This window comes from Streptomyces sp. NRRL S-646, from assembly GCF_000720765.1.
GTDB lineage: Bacteria > Actinomycetota > Actinomycetes > Streptomycetales > Streptomycetaceae > Streptomyces.
This window is the reverse complement of record NZ_JODC01000010.1, coordinates 53,565-69,104: the sequence shown is the minus strand read 5'-3', so window position 1 is coordinate 69,104 and position 15,540 is coordinate 53,565. Positions and strand designations below refer to the sequence as shown.

16 protein-coding genes are annotated in these 15,540 nt (G+C 70.9%); 6 read left to right on the top strand and 10 right to left on the bottom strand.

Annotated features, from left to right (window positions below):
* Positions 1–29: 29 nt before the first annotated feature.
* A complete protein-coding gene (locus tag IH68_RS0126200) occupies positions 30–494 on the top strand; it encodes a DUF3093 domain-containing protein (protein WP_030939593.1) in 465 nt (154 codons plus the stop codon).
* Positions 495–500: 6 nt separating this feature from the next.
* Here IH68_RS0126200 and IH68_RS50155 read toward each other — a convergent pair whose 3' ends face one another.
* The 4 genes from IH68_RS50155 to IH68_RS0126180 all read right to left on the bottom strand — a co-directional run bounded on the left by IH68_RS50155 (position 501) and on the right by IH68_RS0126180 (position 4,027).
* On the bottom strand, positions 501–1,427 hold the full coding sequence (locus tag IH68_RS50155; RefSeq protein WP_030939591.1) for a hypothetical protein: 927 nt from the start codon (positions 1,425–1,427) through the stop codon (positions 501–503).
* A 13-nt stretch (positions 1,428–1,440) separates the two neighbouring features.
* Positions 1,441–1,737, bottom strand: coding sequence for a DUF4193 domain-containing protein (locus IH68_RS0126190; RefSeq protein WP_005481602.1), 297 nt, complete (start codon positions 1,735–1,737; stop codon positions 1,441–1,443).
* Between the two features lie 394 nt (positions 1,738–2,131).
* Positions 2,132–3,367: a sensor histidine kinase gene (locus IH68_RS0126185; protein WP_030939589.1), complete on the bottom strand. Its 1,236-nt coding sequence runs from the start codon at positions 3,365–3,367 to the stop codon at positions 2,132–2,134.
* Positions 3,368–3,373: 6 nt separating this feature from the next.
* On the bottom strand, positions 3,374–4,027 hold the full coding sequence (locus tag IH68_RS0126180) for a response regulator transcription factor (RefSeq protein ID WP_003993508.1): 654 nt from the start codon (positions 4,025–4,027) through the stop codon (positions 3,374–3,376).
* Positions 4,028–4,455: 428 nt separating this feature from the next.
* Between IH68_RS0126180 and IH68_RS57275 the strand changes: the two genes are divergently transcribed.
* Positions 4,456–4,620, top strand: coding sequence for a hypothetical protein (locus tag IH68_RS57275; protein WP_016432180.1), 165 nt, complete (start codon positions 4,456–4,458; stop codon positions 4,618–4,620).
* 133 nt (positions 4,621–4,753) lie between these two features.
* On the opposite strand, the gene IH68_RS0126170 is transcribed toward IH68_RS57275, so the two are convergent.
* Positions 4,754–5,569 carry an inositol monophosphatase family protein gene (locus IH68_RS0126170; protein ID WP_030939587.1) on the bottom strand — a complete coding sequence of 272 codons (816 nt, stop codon included), beginning with the start codon at positions 5,567–5,569 and terminating at the stop codon, positions 4,754–4,756.
* An 8-nt stretch (positions 5,570–5,577) separates the two neighbouring features.
* A complete protein-coding gene (locus IH68_RS0126165; protein ID WP_030939585.1) occupies positions 5,578–6,705 on the bottom strand; it encodes a ferrochelatase in 1,128 nt (375 codons plus the stop codon).
* 214 nt (positions 6,706–6,919) lie between these two features.
* On the opposite strand from IH68_RS0126165, the gene IH68_RS0126160 reads away from it, so the two are divergent.
* From IH68_RS0126160 to sepH, 3 genes are all read left to right on the top strand, one after another.
* Positions 6,920–8,158 (top strand): MFS transporter, encoded by a 1,239-nt coding sequence (locus tag IH68_RS0126160; RefSeq protein ID WP_030939583.1) that lies wholly within the window; start codon positions 6,920–6,922, stop codon positions 8,156–8,158.
* Entirely contained in the window at positions 8,118–9,437 is a 1,320-nt protein-coding gene (locus tag IH68_RS0126155) for a D-arabinono-1,4-lactone oxidase (protein WP_030939580.1), read from the top strand. The genes IH68_RS0126160 and IH68_RS0126155 overlap by 41 nt, the downstream gene beginning before the upstream one ends.
* A gap of 402 nt (positions 9,438–9,839) precedes the next feature.
* On the top strand, positions 9,840–10,886 hold the full coding sequence (gene sepH, locus IH68_RS0126150) for a septation protein SepH (RefSeq protein WP_030939578.1): 1,047 nt from the start codon (positions 9,840–9,842) through the stop codon (positions 10,884–10,886).
* A gap of 169 nt (positions 10,887–11,055) precedes the next feature.
* Here the strand turns inward: sepH and IH68_RS0126145 are convergent, their stop codons facing one another.
* Positions 11,056–11,916, bottom strand: a complete 861-nt coding sequence (locus IH68_RS0126145; RefSeq protein ID WP_078912614.1) for a sulfurtransferase — start codon at positions 11,914–11,916, stop codon at positions 11,056–11,058.
* Between the two features lie 275 nt (positions 11,917–12,191).
* Between IH68_RS0126145 and IH68_RS0126135 the strand changes: the two genes are divergently transcribed.
* Positions 12,192–12,995 carry a VOC family protein gene (locus IH68_RS0126135; RefSeq protein WP_030939575.1) on the top strand — a complete coding sequence of 268 codons (804 nt, stop codon included), beginning with the start codon at positions 12,192–12,194 and terminating at the stop codon, positions 12,993–12,995.
* Between the two features lie 16 nt (positions 12,996–13,011).
* On the opposite strand, the gene IH68_RS0126130 is transcribed toward IH68_RS0126135, so the two are convergent.
* From IH68_RS0126130 to IH68_RS0126120, 3 genes are read right to left on the bottom strand one after another with little or no spacing between them, the layout of a single operon-like run.
* On the bottom strand, positions 13,012–13,659 hold the full coding sequence (locus IH68_RS0126130; protein WP_030939572.1) for a thymidine kinase: 648 nt from the start codon (positions 13,657–13,659) through the stop codon (positions 13,012–13,014).
* Positions 13,660–13,705: 46 nt separating this feature from the next.
* Entirely contained in the window at positions 13,706–14,899 is a 1,194-nt protein-coding gene (locus tag IH68_RS0126125; protein ID WP_030939570.1) for an alkaline phosphatase family protein, read from the bottom strand.
* Positions 14,899–15,486: a DUF5998 family protein gene (locus IH68_RS0126120; RefSeq protein WP_030939568.1), complete on the bottom strand. Its 588-nt coding sequence runs from the start codon at positions 15,484–15,486 to the stop codon at positions 14,899–14,901. The genes IH68_RS0126125 and IH68_RS0126120 overlap by 1 nt, the downstream gene beginning before the upstream one ends.
* Positions 15,487–15,540 lie beyond the last annotated feature (54 nt).

Sequence of the window (15,540 nt, the reverse complement as noted above, 5' to 3'; positions counted from 1 at the left end):
TATCCGGACACCGTGCCAAGCTTGGCTGCATGCAGCTCTCCGCCACCCCTTACGAAGAACGCCTCACCGCCCCCCGCTCGTGGTGGCTGATCTCCTTCCTGGTGGGCGTCTCCTTCGCCCTGATCCTGCTGCCCTTCGGCACTCTGCCGCTGCTCGGCGGTCTGGTCGGCGGCACGGCGGCGATGGCGGTCGCGGCGAGCGCGTACGGCTCGGTCCGCATCCGTGTGGTGGGTGACTCGCTGATCGCGGGCGAGGCGAGGATCCCGGTCACGGCGCTGGGCGAGGCGGAGGTCCTGGACCCGGAGGAGGCGCGCGCCTGGCGCACCTACAAGGCCGACACCCGCGCCTTCCTCCTGCTGCGCGCCTACATCCCCACGGCCCTGCGCGTGGAGGTCACCGACCCCGAGGACCCGACGCCGTATCTGTACCTGTCGACGCGGGAGCCGGAGCGCCTGGCTCAGGCGCTGAGGACGGCCAGGGAGGCCGTGGCGTAACAGCTCTCACCCCGCTGAGCCGTCCCCCAGCTCCAGCGGCCGCTCCGGGGCTTCCAGGGGCGGGAGCTCGGGGAGCGCGTCCCAGGGCACCTGGATCTTTCTCAGGTCCTTGCGGATCCGCGCCGCAAGCTTCTTCGTGTCCCGGCGGTTCATGACCGCCCCTACGGCGGCGCCCACCATGAAGGGCATGAGGTTCGGCAGGTCGCGGACCATGCGTTTCATGATCTGCTGGCGCAGTTCGCGCTTCATGGGTCCGTTCAGCGCGGAACTCACGGTCGACGGCTTGGTCACGTCGATCCCGCGCTCTCCCGACCAGGAGTTCAGATACGCGGTGCTGCGCTGCTTGAGGTTGCCGGGCGGGCGTACGCCGTAGACCTCGTGGAGTTCGGCGATCAGTTTCAGCTCGATCGCCGCGACCCCGGTGATCTCGGCGGCCAGTTCCGTCGGCATCGCGGGAGGTACGGGCAGCATCGCCGCCGCTCCCACCCCCGCTCCGACCGTCGATGTGGCGGCCGCTGCGCCCGCCACGAGCTTGTCCGCGAGCTGCTCGGGCCCCAGGCCCGGGAACTGTCTGCGGAGCGCCGCGAGATCCCGTACCGGGATCCGCGGGGCGTTCTCGATGATCCGGTCGGCGACATAGGCCAGGCCCGCCCTGGCGGCGCTGCCGCCCTTGCGGACACCTTCCCTGGCCTTGTCGCGGAACACCGCGGCCCGTCGCCTGGCGACGGGCACGGGTGTCTGCGACGGGGCCGGGAGGTCAACCCGGCCGGCCGCCGGTTCGAGCGAGGCCGATCCTGTGGGCCCTGTGGTGCCCGGTGTCGTACCGGACGGGCCTCGCTCGTCATCACGCGCGCCGTGAGGGCCGTCGGACGGCCCTTCGTCCGCTCCCGGCATGAGGGAGCGGCGCTTCCAAGGTGGGGTCGAGCCAGTCACGGCCGACCCGGCCTCAGTCGCAGTCGCGGCAGATCGGCTGACCGTTCTTCTCCCGGGCCAGCTGGCTGCGGTGGTGCACCAGGAAGCAGCTCATGCAGGTGAACTCGTCCTGCTGCTTGGGCAGCACCCGGACGGCCAGCTCCTCATTGGAGAGGTCCGCACCGGGCAGCTCCAGGCCTTCGGCGGCCTCGAACTCGTCGACGTCCACTGCGGAGGTCGACTTGTCATTACGCCTGGCCTTGAGTTCTTCAAGGCTGTCCGAGTCGACGTCGTCGTCGGTCTTGCGTGGGGTGTCGTAATCCGTTGCCATGTCGCGCTCTCCCCCTCTGGGTGTCTGCGGTGTCTCCAGCGCACGTAACGCGTGAGAGGCCGGACTTGTGCCCGACCCGAGGCGGAGATTTTGCCTCACATCAAGGTCTGTTACTCAATCGACACCCAACCGGACTCCTCAAGAGTGATCGGCTTGGATGGCGAACGGGACCGTACACGGTCCCTTGCCGCTCTTCAAAGGCGCCTCACCCTGTACTTCCCGTGATCAGGACACCCGAAAACCCGGATTTTCCCGGCTTTACGGCAGTCCCCATGATCACGGAGAGTAGATGGCTGGAAAATCGCCCTTGTGATCGATCACACATGGGATGCGCCGTTCGGCGGCCAGAAAATTCCGCGCAAAGCGAACATCCCCGTGTGTCGGCGACATGATCTCAGATCGGCAGCGCGACGCGCATCACGAGCCCACCCCCCTCACGAGGCTGGGCCGAGATGTGCCCGCCGTGGGCCCGGGCCACGGACCGCACGATGGAAAGACCGAGGCCGACGCCCTTGTCGCTGCCTGTCCGCTCCGTGCGCAGCCGCCGGAAGGGCTCGAAAAGATTGTCGATCTCGTACGCGGGCACCACGGGCCCGGTGTTCGACACGACCAGGACGGCCTGACCGTGCTGGACCTCGGTGGTGACCTCGACCCAGCCGTCCTCCGGCACGTTGTACCGCACGGCGTTCTGTACCAGGTTCAGCGCGATCCGCTCCAGGAGCACGCCGTTGCCCTGCACGACCGCGGGCTTCTGCTCGCTGCGGATCACCACGCCCTTGGCGTCCGCCTCCGAGCGCACCTGGTCGACGGCCTGCTCGGCGACCTCCGCGAGGTCCACCGGCTTGCGCTCGACGATCTGGTTGTCGCTGCGGGCCAGCAGCAGCAGGCCCTCGACGAGCTGCTCGCTGCGCTCGTTGGTGGCCAGCAGCGTCTTGCCGAGCTGATGCAGCTCCGCCGGCGCGTTCGGGTCGGACAGGTGCACCTCGAGGAGCGTGCGGTTGATCGCGAGGGGCGTGCGCAGCTCGTGCGAGGCGTTGCCGACGAAGCGCTGCTGGGCGGTGAAGGCGCGCTGCAGGCGCTCCAGCATGTCGTCGAAGGTGTCGGCCAGTTCCTTGATCTCGTCGTCCGGGCCGTCCAGCTCGATCCGGCGGGACAGGTCCGAGCCGGCCACCGCGCGCGCGGTGCGCAGAATCCTGCCGAGCGGGGACAGCACGCGGCCGGCCATGGCGTAGCCGAAGGCGAAGGCGATGATCGCGAGGCCGAGGAGGGCCAGCAGGGAGCGGCTGAGCAGGTCGTCGAGGGCGTGCTGGCGCTGGATGGCGTCGCAGTTCTTGAGGATCGAGCTGACCTCGCTCAGCGGTGCCGAGTTCACGGCGGGGCAGGTGGTGCTGGTGATGTCGAAGTTGCCGGACACCGAGAACGCCTGGCCACTGCCCTCATGGAGGGCCTGGGCCGCCAGCAGATAGATGATCGACAGCAGCAGGATGCCGGCGATCAGGAACATGCCGCCGTACAGCAGCGTGAGCCGTATGCGGATGGTCGGGCGCAGCCAGGGGAACGGCGGCTCTGGCTTCCTGGGGTCCCAGGTGGGCTTGGGGGGTGCCGTGGGGAGAGCGGGTGTTGCGGCCATCGCGCATCAGATCCGGTAACCGGAGCCGGGCACGGTGACGATCACGGGCGGTTCGCCCAGCTTGCGGCGCAAGGTCATGACGGTCACGCGCACCACATTCGTGAACGGGTCCGTGTTCTCGTCCCAGGCCTTCTCCAGGAGCTGCTCCGCGGAGACGACCGCGCCCTCGGAGCGCATCAGCACCTCCAGGACGGCGAACTCCTTGGGCGCGAGCTGGACCTCCTTGCCGTCGCGGAAGACCTCGCGGCGGTTGGGGTCGAGCTTGATGCCCGCACGCTCCAGGACCGGCGGCAGCGGCACACTGGTGCGCCGGCCGAGGGCACGCACGCGGGCGATGAGCTCACTGAACGCGAAGGGCTTGGGGAGATAGTCGTCGGCGCCGATCTCCAGGCCCTCGACGCGGTCGCTGACGTCGCCGGAGGCCGTGAGCATCAGCACGCGCGTGGGCATGCCGAGTTCCACGATCTTGCGGCAGACGTCGTCGCCGTGGACGAGCGGGAGGTCGCGGTCGAGGACGACCACGTCGTAGTCGTTGACGCCGATGCGCTCCAGGGCGGCCGCACCGTCGTACACGACGTCGACGGCCATGGCCTCCCGGCGCAGTCCGGTGGCCACCGCATCGGCGAGCAGCTGCTCGTCCTCGACGACGAGTACGCGCACGTCGCTTGTCCTTCCTGTGTCCATCCGCGTAGCGCCCACAAGGGCACACGCGGGCAGGGGCCTGCATGAGTGTGTGGCTCCATCCTGCCCTTTTCGGTCATAAGTCGGCGGTAAGGCGGGTGGGCGGGGGATGAGGGCAGGATGAAGGACAGGTGTGAGACCCGGGAATGCGAGATTTTCTCGCCGGGTTGAGGTTTCCGTGGAAGGGAGCGGGGGGAGGACGGTTCATACCCCGCGATCACGCTCTGCTAGTGCCGCAGCACCATGCGGTACGGCGCAATCCGCTTTCCGCAGAGTGGGCGTGGGTGTCCGGCACCGTCGCCACCCCCGGCGCCCGTGTGCCGGGCACCTGATGGAGACGTGATCGCCCCTTCCCAACGGCACACCCCCGTGCCACCGACCCACGACCCAGGACGAGGGGGCGCAGCATGGACGCATTCACCGCAGGACTTCTGCAGCGCATAAGGACGACCGAGTCCGACCTGACGCGGGCTCGCGACGAGGGCGACGACTTCCTCGTCGAGGTGGAGCAGGGCGAGCTCGACGACCTGCGCCGCCTCGCCGCCGAGCACGGTGTGGAGGTCGGCGCCTAGCGTCTGCGTCTGATCAGCGCGTTACGTACGACAGCGGGCCCCCGGCGAATCCAGCGCCGGGGGTTTGCTGGTTCTGGCGGTCGACGGGAGTGCATCGGCTGAGGCGCCCCCGGAGGCGAACGAAGCCGCCCAGTCAGTCGTGCCAGGCGCCGAAGTCCTCCAGGAGGCGCTGGAGGGGCTCGAAGACGCCCGGGGTGCCGGCGATCGTCAGAGCGTGTGCGGGGCGCTCTCCGGGGCGTCCACCGGTCAGCGCGCCCGCTTCCCGGGCGATGAGGTCGCCGGCCGCGAGGTCCCACGGGTGCAGCCCGCGCTCGTAGTAGCCGTCGAGGCGGCCGGCTGCGAGGTCGCACAGGTCGACGGCGGCCGAGCCGCTGCGCCGGATGTCGCGCAGCAGGGGGATCAGCTTCTGTGCGACCTCGGCCTGGTGGGTGCGGACCGCGGTGACGTAGTTGAAGCCCGTCGAGACCAGGGCCTGGTCGAGGGGCGGCGCGGGGCGGCAGGTCAGCTCACGCTCGCCCTCCCAGGCGCCCGTGGCGCGGGCTCCGCCGCCGCGGACCGCGTGGTACGTCTCGCCGCGCATCGGGGCCGCGACGACCCCGACGACGGTCTCGCCGTCCTGCTCGGCCGCGATCGAGACGGCCCAAGTGGGCAGCCCGTACAGGTAGTTGACCGTGCCGTCGAGCGGGTCGATCACCCAGCGGATCCCGCTGGTGCCCTCGGTGGAGGCGCCCTCCTCGCCGAGGAAACCGTCGTCCGGGCGGCGCTCGGAGATCATGTCCGTGATCAGCTTCTCCGCCGCGATGTCCATCTCGGTGACCACGTCGATCGGACTCGACTTGGTCGCGGCGACCGCGAGGTCGGCCGGGCGGCCGTCCCGCAGCAGTTCCCCGGCGCGGCGGGCGGCCTCCTGGGCCAGTGCGAGCAGTTCCTGATGCAGGGGGTCGGTCACGGGGCTCCTCACACGTAGGGGCTGTCGACGCCCGCCGCGGCCGGGCGGGGGGCACGGGCCGGACAGCAGCCGACCGGGCAGACGTTGTGGCTCGCGCCGAGCGCGCCCAGGGCGCAGGGCGTGACCTCCTCGCCGCGTTCCACGGACGCCCGCTCCAGGACGAGGTCGCGGATCGCGGCGGCGAAGCGCGGGTCGGCGCCGACGGTGGCCGAGCGGCGCATCGGCAGACCCAGTTCCTCGGCCTTCGCCTTGGCCTCCGTGTCGAGGTCGTAGAGGACCTCCATGTGGTCGGAGACGAAACCGATGGGGGCGATGACGACCGCCGGGGCGCCGGCCGCGTGCCGCTCCTCCAGGTGGTCGCAGATGTCGGGCTCGAGCCACGGGATGTGCGGGGCGCCGGAGCGTGACTGGTAGACGAGCTGCCAGGAGTGGTCGATGCCGGTGCGCTCGCGGACCGCGTCGGCGATCAGCTGAGCGACCTCCAGGTGCTGCTCGACGTACGCGCCACCGTCGCCGTGGTCCTCGACCGGGCCGGAGGTGTCCGCGGACGCGGTGGGGATCGAGTGCGTCGAGAACGCGAGGTGCGCGCCGTCCCGGACGTCCTCGGGGAGATCGGCCAGGGACTGCAGGACACCCTCGACCATGGGCTCCAGAAAGCCTTCGTGGTTGAAGTAGTGCCGGATCTTGTCGATCTTCGGCAGCTCCAGGCCCTCGGCCTCCAGCTCGGCGAGCGAGTCGGCGAGGTTCTCGCGGTACTGGCGGCAGCCCGAGTACGAGGCGTAGGCGCTGGTGGCGAGGACCAGGATGCGGCGGTGCCCCTCGGCGACCATCTCGCGCAGGGTGTCCGTCAGGTAGGGCGCCCAGTTGCGGTTGCCCCAGAAGATCGGCAGGTCCAGGCCGTGGTCCGCGAAGTCCTTGCGGAGGGCGTCCAGCAGGGCGCGGTTCTGGTCGTTGATGGGGCTGACCCCGCCGAACAGGAAGTAGTGCTGTCCGACTTCCTTCAGGCGTTCCTTGGGGATGCCCCGCCCGCGCGTCACGTTCTCCAGGAACGGGACCACGTCGTCCGGGCCCTCCGGGCCGCCGAACGAGAGCAGGAGCAGGGCGTCGTAGGGGGTGGCATCGAGCGCGTCTGACATGGGTCGATCCTGCCACCCGGCGCTGACAGCCGGGAAACGGCGGGGTGACGAGCGGGGGCGGGACGCATTCCGGACGTGTTCACCGGCCGAATTGCCGGGTGCATTAGGGTGACCTCACTCGTAAGCTGTATCAGCCACATTCGCACCTTACTGAGCTCCAGCCAGCACCTTTCCGTCGCCAGCACCTTTCTGAGCCGTAGCCATCGGAGACCCCGTGCCCAGCCCCTACCGCGCCCTGTTCGCCGCCCCCGGCACCAAGGGCTTCTCCGCCGCGGGCCTCCTCGGCCGGATGCCGCTGTCGATGATGGGCATCGGCGTGGTCACGATGATCTCCCAGCTCACCGGCCGCTACGGGCTCGCGGGCGCCCTCTCGGCGACCATCGCGCTCGCGGCCGCGGCGATCGGGCCGCAGATCTCCCGGCTGGTGGACCAGTACGGGCAGCGCAGGGTGCTGCGGCCCGCGACGCTCGTCGCGCTCACCTCGGCGGCCGGCCTGCTGCTCACCGCACACTTCGGGTGGCCGGACTGGCTGCTGTTCGTGTGCGCCGCGGGCATCGGCTCGGTGCCGAGCCTCGGCGCGATGATCCGCGCCCGCTGGGCGGCCCTGTACCGGGGCACTCCGCAGCTGCACACCGCGTACTCCTTCGAGTCGGTGGTGGACGAGGTGTGCTTCATCTTCGGGCCGATCATCTCCATCGGCCTGTCCACGGCCTGGTTCCCGGAGGCGGGGCCGCTGCTCGCCGCCTGCTTCCTGGCGACCGGCGTCTTCTGGCTGACCGCCCAGCGTGCCACCGAGCCCGAGCCGCACCCCCGGGAGAAGCACGGCGGCGGTACGGCGCTACGCGCGCGTGGCCTGCAGGTCCTGGTGGCCACCTTCGTGGCGACCGGGACGATCTTCGGTTCCGTCGACGTGGTCACCGTGGCGTTCGCCGACGAGCGGGGCCACAAGGCCGCGGCGAGCATCGTGCTCGCGCTGTACGCGGCGGGTTCCTGCGTGGCGGGGGTCGTCTTCGGGCTGCTGCACTTCAAGGGGGCGCCCGGGCGTCGCTGGCTGCTGGGCATATGCGCGATGGCCGTGAGTATGATCCCCCTCCTACTGGTCGGAAACTTGCCGTTTCTGGCCGTGGCGCTGTTCGTTGCGGGTCTGTCCATCGCTCCCACGATGATCACGACGATGTCCCTCATCGAAGAGCACGTACCACGCGCACAGTTGACCGAGGGCATGACCTGGGTGAGCACCGGCCTCGCGGTCGGTGTCGCGCTCGGCTCCTCGGCGGCCGGCTGGGTCATCGACGCGGCCGGCGCGCGGGCCGGGTACGGGGTTCCGGCGGTGTCCGGGGCCGTCGCGGTCGCGGTCGGTTTCCTGGGGTACCGCCGGCTCAGCAGGCCGGCTCCGCGTCGGGGAGGCACCGTTGAGCAGCACGACGAGCGCGAAGAACGGCACGTGGCGTAACTGGGGCGGGAACGTCACGGCCCGTCCCGCGCGGGAGGTCGAGCCGGCCTCCGTGGAGGAACTGTCCGAGGCCGTACGGCAGGCCGCTCAGGAGGGGCTGACGGTGAAGGCCGTCGGCACCGGCCACTCCTTCACGTCCATCGCCGCCACCGACGGTGTGTTGATCCGCCCTCAACTGTTGACCGGCATCCGCAAGATTGATCGCGACGCCATGACGGTCACGGTGGAGGCCGGCACTCCGCTCAAGAGGCTCAACATGGCGCTGGCCCGCGAGGGTCTGTCGCTGACCAACATGGGCGACATCATGGAGCAGACTGTCTCCGGCGCCACCAGCACCGGCACGCACGGCACCGGCCGCGATTCGGCCTCGATCGCCGCGCAGATCAAGGGACTTGAGCTGGTCACGGCCGACGGCTCGGTGCTGACCTGCTCCGAGAAGGAGAACCCTGACGTCTTCGCGGCGGCCCGGATCGGCCTCGGCGCCCTCGGCATCGTCACCGCGATCACCTTCGCCGTGGAGCCGGTCTTCCTGCTGACGGCGCGCGAGGAACCGATGCCCTTCGACAGGGTGCTCGCCGAGTTCGACGAACTGTGGGCCGAGAACGAGCACTTCGAGTTCTACTGGTTCCCGCACACCGGCTCCACCAACACCAAGCGCAACAACCGCAGCGCGGGCCCCGAGAAGCCGGTGAGCCGGCTCGCGGGCTGGTTCGAGGACGAGTTCCTCTCCAACGGCGTCTTCCAGGTGGCCCAGTGGGTCGGCCGCGCGGCGCCCGCGACCGTCCCGACGATCGCCCAGGTCTCCAGCAAGGCCCTCTCCGCCCGCACTTACACCGACATTCCGTACAAGGTCTTCACTTCACCACGCCGGGTGCGCTTCGTGGAGATGGAATACGCCGTCCCGCGCGAGGCCCTCACCGAGACGCTGCGCGAACTGAAGACGATGGTGGAGCGCTCCGGTCTGCGGATCAGCTTCCCCGTCGAGGTGCGCACGGCCCCCGCCGACGACATCACGCTGTCCACGGCATCGGGCCGCGACAGCGCGTACGTCGCCGTCCACATGTTCCGGGGGGCGCCTTATCAGGCGTACTTCAGCGCCGCCGAGCGCATATTCACCGCCCACGAGGGCCGACCGCACTGGGGCAAGGTGCACACGCGGGACGCCGAGTACTTCTCCCGGGTCTATCCGCGCTTCGGCGAGTTCACTGGGCTGCGGGACCGGCTGGATCCGGACCGGCGCTTCCAGAACGACTACCTGCGGCGGGTGTTGGGGCCGTAGCCATTGGTTCCGTTTCTGCCGATTCCGTGAAGTACGCCACGTTCAAGATCCCGGAAACCCCGCAACGGGCGGCCGGGTCCGGTCCGTTGCCAGAAGTTGGACGGCGCGCCAATCCACGCACGTGGCCCGAATGGAGTACTGTTGCGAGCCCTGGGTCCGGTCTCCCGCCAGGGCGTCCGTGACCTTCAAGGACCGCCGGGAGGGGGCTAGTTGCACAGGGTGACGGAGTTGGTCACTTAGCGTTGCGAATAGGTAACCGTGCCATAACGGCGATCCAGGGCCCTGGCCCGACACGCCGGGCAACTCGGCAAGGTTGTGGCAGGCTGCACCCGGGCAGGCCACACTCGACTAGCGGAAGCAGCGACGCACGTGACGTCGGCAGGCACCACCCGGGAGGTCCCCATGCCCGAACTGCGTGTCGTGGCCGTCTCGAATGACGGCACACGGCTGGTGCTGAAGGCTGCCGACGCAACGGAGTACACGCTTCCGATCGACGAGCGGCTGCGCGCCGCCGTCCGCGGCGACCGGCCCCGCCTCGGCCAGATCGAGATCGAGGTGGAGAGCCATCTCCGCCCCCGTGACATCCAGGCGCGTATACGCGCCGGTGCCTCCGCTGAAGAAGTCGCCCAGCTCGCCGGTATCCCCGTCGACCGCGTACGACGCTTCGAGGGCCCCGTGCTCGCGGAGCGCGCGTTCATGGCCGAGCGGGCCCGCAAGACACCCGTCCGCCGGCCCGGCGAGAACGCCGGACCCCAGCTCGGCGAGGCCGTCCAGGAGCGGCTGCTGCTGCGCGGCGCCGAGAAGGACACCGTGCAGTGGGACTCGTGGCGCCGCGACGACGGCACCTGGGAGGTCCTGCTGGTCTACCTGGTCGCGGGCGAACCGCACTCGGCGAGCTGGACGTACGACCCGCCCCGGCGGCTCGTCCAGGCCGTCGACGAGGAGGCGCGCTCGCTGATCGGCGAGTCCGAGGACCTCGCCGCGCCGGAGCCCAGCTTTCCGTTCGTGCCGCGCATCGCACGGCTGCCGCGCGACCGTCCGCTGGACCGTTCCCTCGACCGGCCGAGCCTGCCCGCGCAGGCCTCCGAGCCCGCCGAGGAGAGCACCGGTGAACGGGACTCGCTGACCAGCCTGTTGGAGGCGGTACCGAGCTTCCGCGGCGATCTGGTGGTGCCGGAACGTCCTGCGGAGGCCTCGCCTCCGCCGCCACCGCCGGAGGAGCCCGCCACCGCCGAACCCGAGGAGGAGGAGCCCCCGGCCCCCGCGGCCTCGGCCGGTTCCGCCTACGCGGACGTCCTCATGCCCCGCTCCGTCACGAGCCACCGCGACCGCCTCGTCGGCGCCACGGACCGCCAGGCCGAGGCCGACGGCGTCCGCCCGGGCCGCCGCGCGGCGGTCCCCAGCTGGGACGAGATCGTGTTCGGGACGCGGCGCAAGAAGCAGGAGTAGTCGGTCGTACGTGAATGAGAGGGGGCCGCGTCAGCTGGACGCGGCCCCCTGTCGTCGTGCACGCGCAGCCTGCGGGCAGTCGTGCCACTGGGGCGGCTCCCGACCCGAGGAAAGGCGACACCCGGCAGGCGCCGGCGAGCGAGACCGACCCGCCCGCAGTCAGCCCGCGCTACTGCGGATCGGCCCCCACAGCGACCGGCCTCGCCGGGTCCGCCGACCACTCCGACCAAGACCCCACGTACAGCGCCGCGTCGATCCCCGCCACGGCCAGCGCCAGCACCTCGTGCGCCCCTGAGACACCCGAACCGCAGTACACGCCGACCGGCGAACCGTCGGCCGCGCCAAGTGCCTTGAACCGCTGGGCGAGTTCCGCCGCAGGCAGGAACCGCCCGTCCGCCCCCACGTTCTCGTTCGTGGGCGCCGACACCGCCCCGGGAATGTGCCCGCCCACCCGGTCGATCGGCTCCACCTCCCCGCGGTACCGCTCCCCCGCCCGCGCGTCGAACAGCACTCCGGCCCGCGCGAGCGCCGCCGCGTCGTCGGCGTCCAGTAGCCCCGCACCGCGCGGAACCGGCTCGAAGTCACCCTCCGCCGGCGCGGGGGCCGACGTCTCCAGCGGCCCCTCCCACGACGGCAACCCGCCGTCGAGGACCCGCACGTCCGGGTGACCCGTCCAGCGCAGCAGCCACCATGCACGGGCCGCAGCCCAGCCCTGCCCGCCGTCGTACGCGATCACCGGCGTCCCGGCCGAGACGCCCGCCCGTCGCATCGCGGCACCGAAGACCCCGAGGTCGGGCAGCGGGTGGCGGCCGCGTTCCCCGGGCGTGGAGGCGAGCTCCGAGTCCAGGTCGACGTAGACGGCACCGGGGATGTGCCCGGCCGTGTATGCGGCCCGGCCGTCGAAGGGCGGCTCGCCGGCCGCCTTGGCCACACTGAGCTGCCAGCGGACATCGAGCAGTACGGGCGGGCGCGGCCCCGCCAGGGCGCTCGTGAGTTCGGAAGCGGAGATGATGGCGTTCATGTCCCCCATCCTTACGCACGGGGTGGCCGCATCGTCCATGTCCGGCTACTCTGCTCCGCCGGACAGGCCCGATCACGAGGCGTACGGGTTCGGGCACATGCTGTACAGCTGATCGACATCCGTCGGCAATCGCACAGAAACGGACGACAAACCGCACACCGGGCATCCTCTTGGCATGCGGCGCGCCCGGAGCGCGGGGTCGCATCTGTGGTGCGAGCATCTGCACGGAGATCCGGAGTGCGGAAGCGACACGGCGACCGCGAGGGGTCGAGGAGAGAGTGACGATGACGGAGGCACGGGGGTCGGCCGGCCCGAGCGATGAGACGCACGCCCGGCACGCGCCCGGCACGCCCTGCTGGGTGAGCCTGATGGTGCACGGTCTGGCCGCGACCCAGGAGTTCTACGGTGCGCTGTTCGGCTGGGAGTTCCAGCCGGGCCCCCAGCAGCTGGGCCCGTACGCGCGGGCCCTGCTCGACGGCTACGAGGTGGCGGGCATCGGCCAGCTGCCGCCGGACCGCCATCTGCCGATCGCCTGGACGCCCTACCTCGCCTCGGACGACGTGGACCTGACCGCCGAGACGGTACGGCTGTGCGGCGGCACGATCGGGGTGGGGCCCCTGGACGCCGCCGAGGCCGGCCGTCTCGCGATCGGCTCGGACCCCGCCGGTGCCGTCTTCGGCATCTGGCAGGCGGCCGAGCACCTCGGCACCGCTCTCACGGGCGTGCCCGGCACCCCGGCCTGGAACGAGCTGCTGACCTTCGAGTCGGCGAGCGTGGCCAAGTTCTACGAGACCGTCTTCGGCTACGAGGAGGAGCCGGTCGTCTCCGCCGACTTCGACTACGTGAGCCTGCACATCGAGGGCCACCCGGTCGCCGGCATCCACGGCGTGGGCACCGCCCTGCCGCGCGACCGGGGACCGCACTGGATCACCTACTTCGAAGTCGCCGACACGGACGAAGCCGTCGTCCGCCTCGTGGACCTGGGCGGCCATGTCCTCAAGTCCCCCAGGGACAGCGCCCACGGGCGCGTGGCCACGGTCGCCGACCCGGAGGGCGCCCGCTTCTCGCTGATCGAGAGCCCGCGGTGAGAGCCTGGCAGTCCTTCTAGGCCTGCGACACGGGCAGTACGTCCGGTGACAGAGCCGCGGAGCCGGACGTCGTCGCCGTCATACGGCGGCGGTGGTGGCGGCGGCACAGGACTTCGTAGCCGACGGCTTCGGACTGGTTGACATCGCCGACGACGACCTGCGCGCCCTCGACGACCATGGCGCCGCCTACCGTCCGGGCGTTGTGCGTGGCCCGGGCGCCGCACCAGCACAGGGCCTCCACCTGAAGGACCTCGACGCGGTCGGCCAGTTCGACCAGGCGCTGGGAGCCGGGGAACAGCTTGGTGCGGAAGTCGGTCGTGATGCCGAAGGCGTAGACGTCCAGGCCCAGGTCGTCGACCACGCGCGCGAGTTGGTCTATCTGCTGTGGTGCCAGGAACTGCGCCTCGTCAGCGATGACGTAGTCCGCGCGGCCGCCCTGCGAGAGGTGGTCGACGACGTAGGCGTACAGGTCCTGTCCGTCCTCGACCTCCACCGCGTCCGTGACCAGGCCGAGGCGGGAGGACAGCTTGCCCTCGCCCGCGCGGTCGTCACGGGTGAAGATCATCCCTGCCAGGCCGCGCGCCGAGCGGTTGTGCTCGATCTGCAGAGCCAGCGTCGACTTCCCGCAGTCCATGGTTCCGGAGAAGAACACCAGCTCGGGCATGGGGAGTTGAACACCTTTCGGTGGAGTGGATCGGAGGGCGGGCGCGTCAGGAGCGTACTTCGAGCAGGGGGACCAGCTGTTCGGCAGGGGTCATCGAGCCGTGGTTGCCGACCATCGCCGACTCCTTGGGCTCCCGCTCCGAGGCGATGATCAGGACGTCGTCGCGGGCGGCCGCGACCACGTCGCCGATGCGGGCGTACACACGCTCGTCGATGTGCGGTCCGAACCAGCCCGCCGCGATCGCCTCGTCCCGCGAGGCCACCCAGAACTGCTCGCCGAGCACCTCGCGCCAGCAGGTGAGTACGTCGTTCTCCGCGCCCGGTACGGCGTACACGTGCCGCGCTCGGCCCTCGCCGCCCAGCAGCGCGACACCGGCGCGCAGCTCCCAGTCCTCGTCGAAGTCGATGCGGTGCTCTTCGTCGAAGAGGATGTCGACCATTCCGTGGTCGGCGGTGACGTACAGCGCGGTGCGCGGCGGGAGTTGCTCGGCGAGGCGCTGGACGAGGCGGTCGACGTGCATGAGCTGGCCGCGCCAGGTGTCCGACTCGACGCCGTAGCGGTGGCCGGCGCCGTCGAGTTCGGCGTAGTACGTGTAGACCAAGGAACGGTCTCCGGCGGCCAGTTGCCGGGCCGCGAGGTCCATGCGGTCCTCGCCGGACAGACGGCCGTGGAACGTTCCGCCGCTGAGTGCGACCTGGGTCAGCGGGGTGTTCTCGAAGGTCGGCGACGTCACCTGGGCCACGTGCACCCCGGCCCCGTCGGCCAGCTGGAAGACCGTGGGATACGGCTGCCAGGTGCGCGGCGGGGTCCACGGCCGCCAGCGCAGCTGGTTCATCAGCTCGCCGGTGTCCGGGTTGCGCACGGTGTAGCCGGGCAGACCGTGGGCGCCGGGCGGCAGGCCGGTGCCGACGGAGGCGAGGGAGGTCGCGGTGGTCGCCGGGTAGCCGGCGGTCAGGGGGCGGCCGGTGCCCCCTCGCGAGGTGCCGAGGAGCGAGGTCAGGAAGGGCGCCTCGTCCGGGTGCGCCTTCAGCTGCTCCCAGCCGAGTCCGTCGATCAGGAACACGCAGTTCCGGTCGGCGGGGGTCAGCTCGGTGATCGCGGCGGCCATGCCCGGCACGGCCATACCGGCGGCCAGGGTGGGCAGCAGGTCGGCAAGGGAGCCGCTGCCGTACTCGGGCAGTGGTGCGGAGTCGACGGCGAGGGGTTCCGGGTGGGTGTCCCAGGGGGCGGACTGCGACATCAGCGGGTGGTGTCCGCGGTGGCCTCGGAGAGGGACTGGGCGAAGGCGAGCGCCTGGCGCACCGTCTCCGGTCCGTCCCCGGCTTCGCTGACGCGCAGGCTGAGGTCGTCCGCCGTCGAGCTGCCCGTGTACCCGTGGTCGGCCTCGCAGTTGGGGTCGCCACAGGCGGCCGGCTCGAGGTCGATGCGGGAGACCGCGCCCCAGCCGATGGTGAGGACGACCTCGCGGGGCAGGGTGCCCGGCTGGTACTGCTCCGGGTTGGCCACCACGCGGCTGACCACGACCGAGGAGATCCGGCCGAGTTTCACGGACTCCGTCGAGGTCGTGGCGTACGGCGTCGGGGAGGTGGTGTCCGCGGCCTGCTCGTCGGTGTGGCTGACGATGAAGCGGTTGCCGGTGAGGACGAGCACCGTGACGTGCCGCCGCACCTCGTTCGCGTCGAACGTGGTCTCCTGGTGGACCAGGAACGACCGGATGGGCTCGCCGCCCACGGCGGCCTCCACCGCCTCGGCCACGAGGGCCGGGTAGTAGCCGCTGCGCTCGATCGCCGCGCGCAGCCCCTGGGTCGTCGTACTGGTCTTGGCCATGACGTCCATCCTACGGGGGTGCACTGACTGCGAGGCACCGGTCAGCGCTGTCTC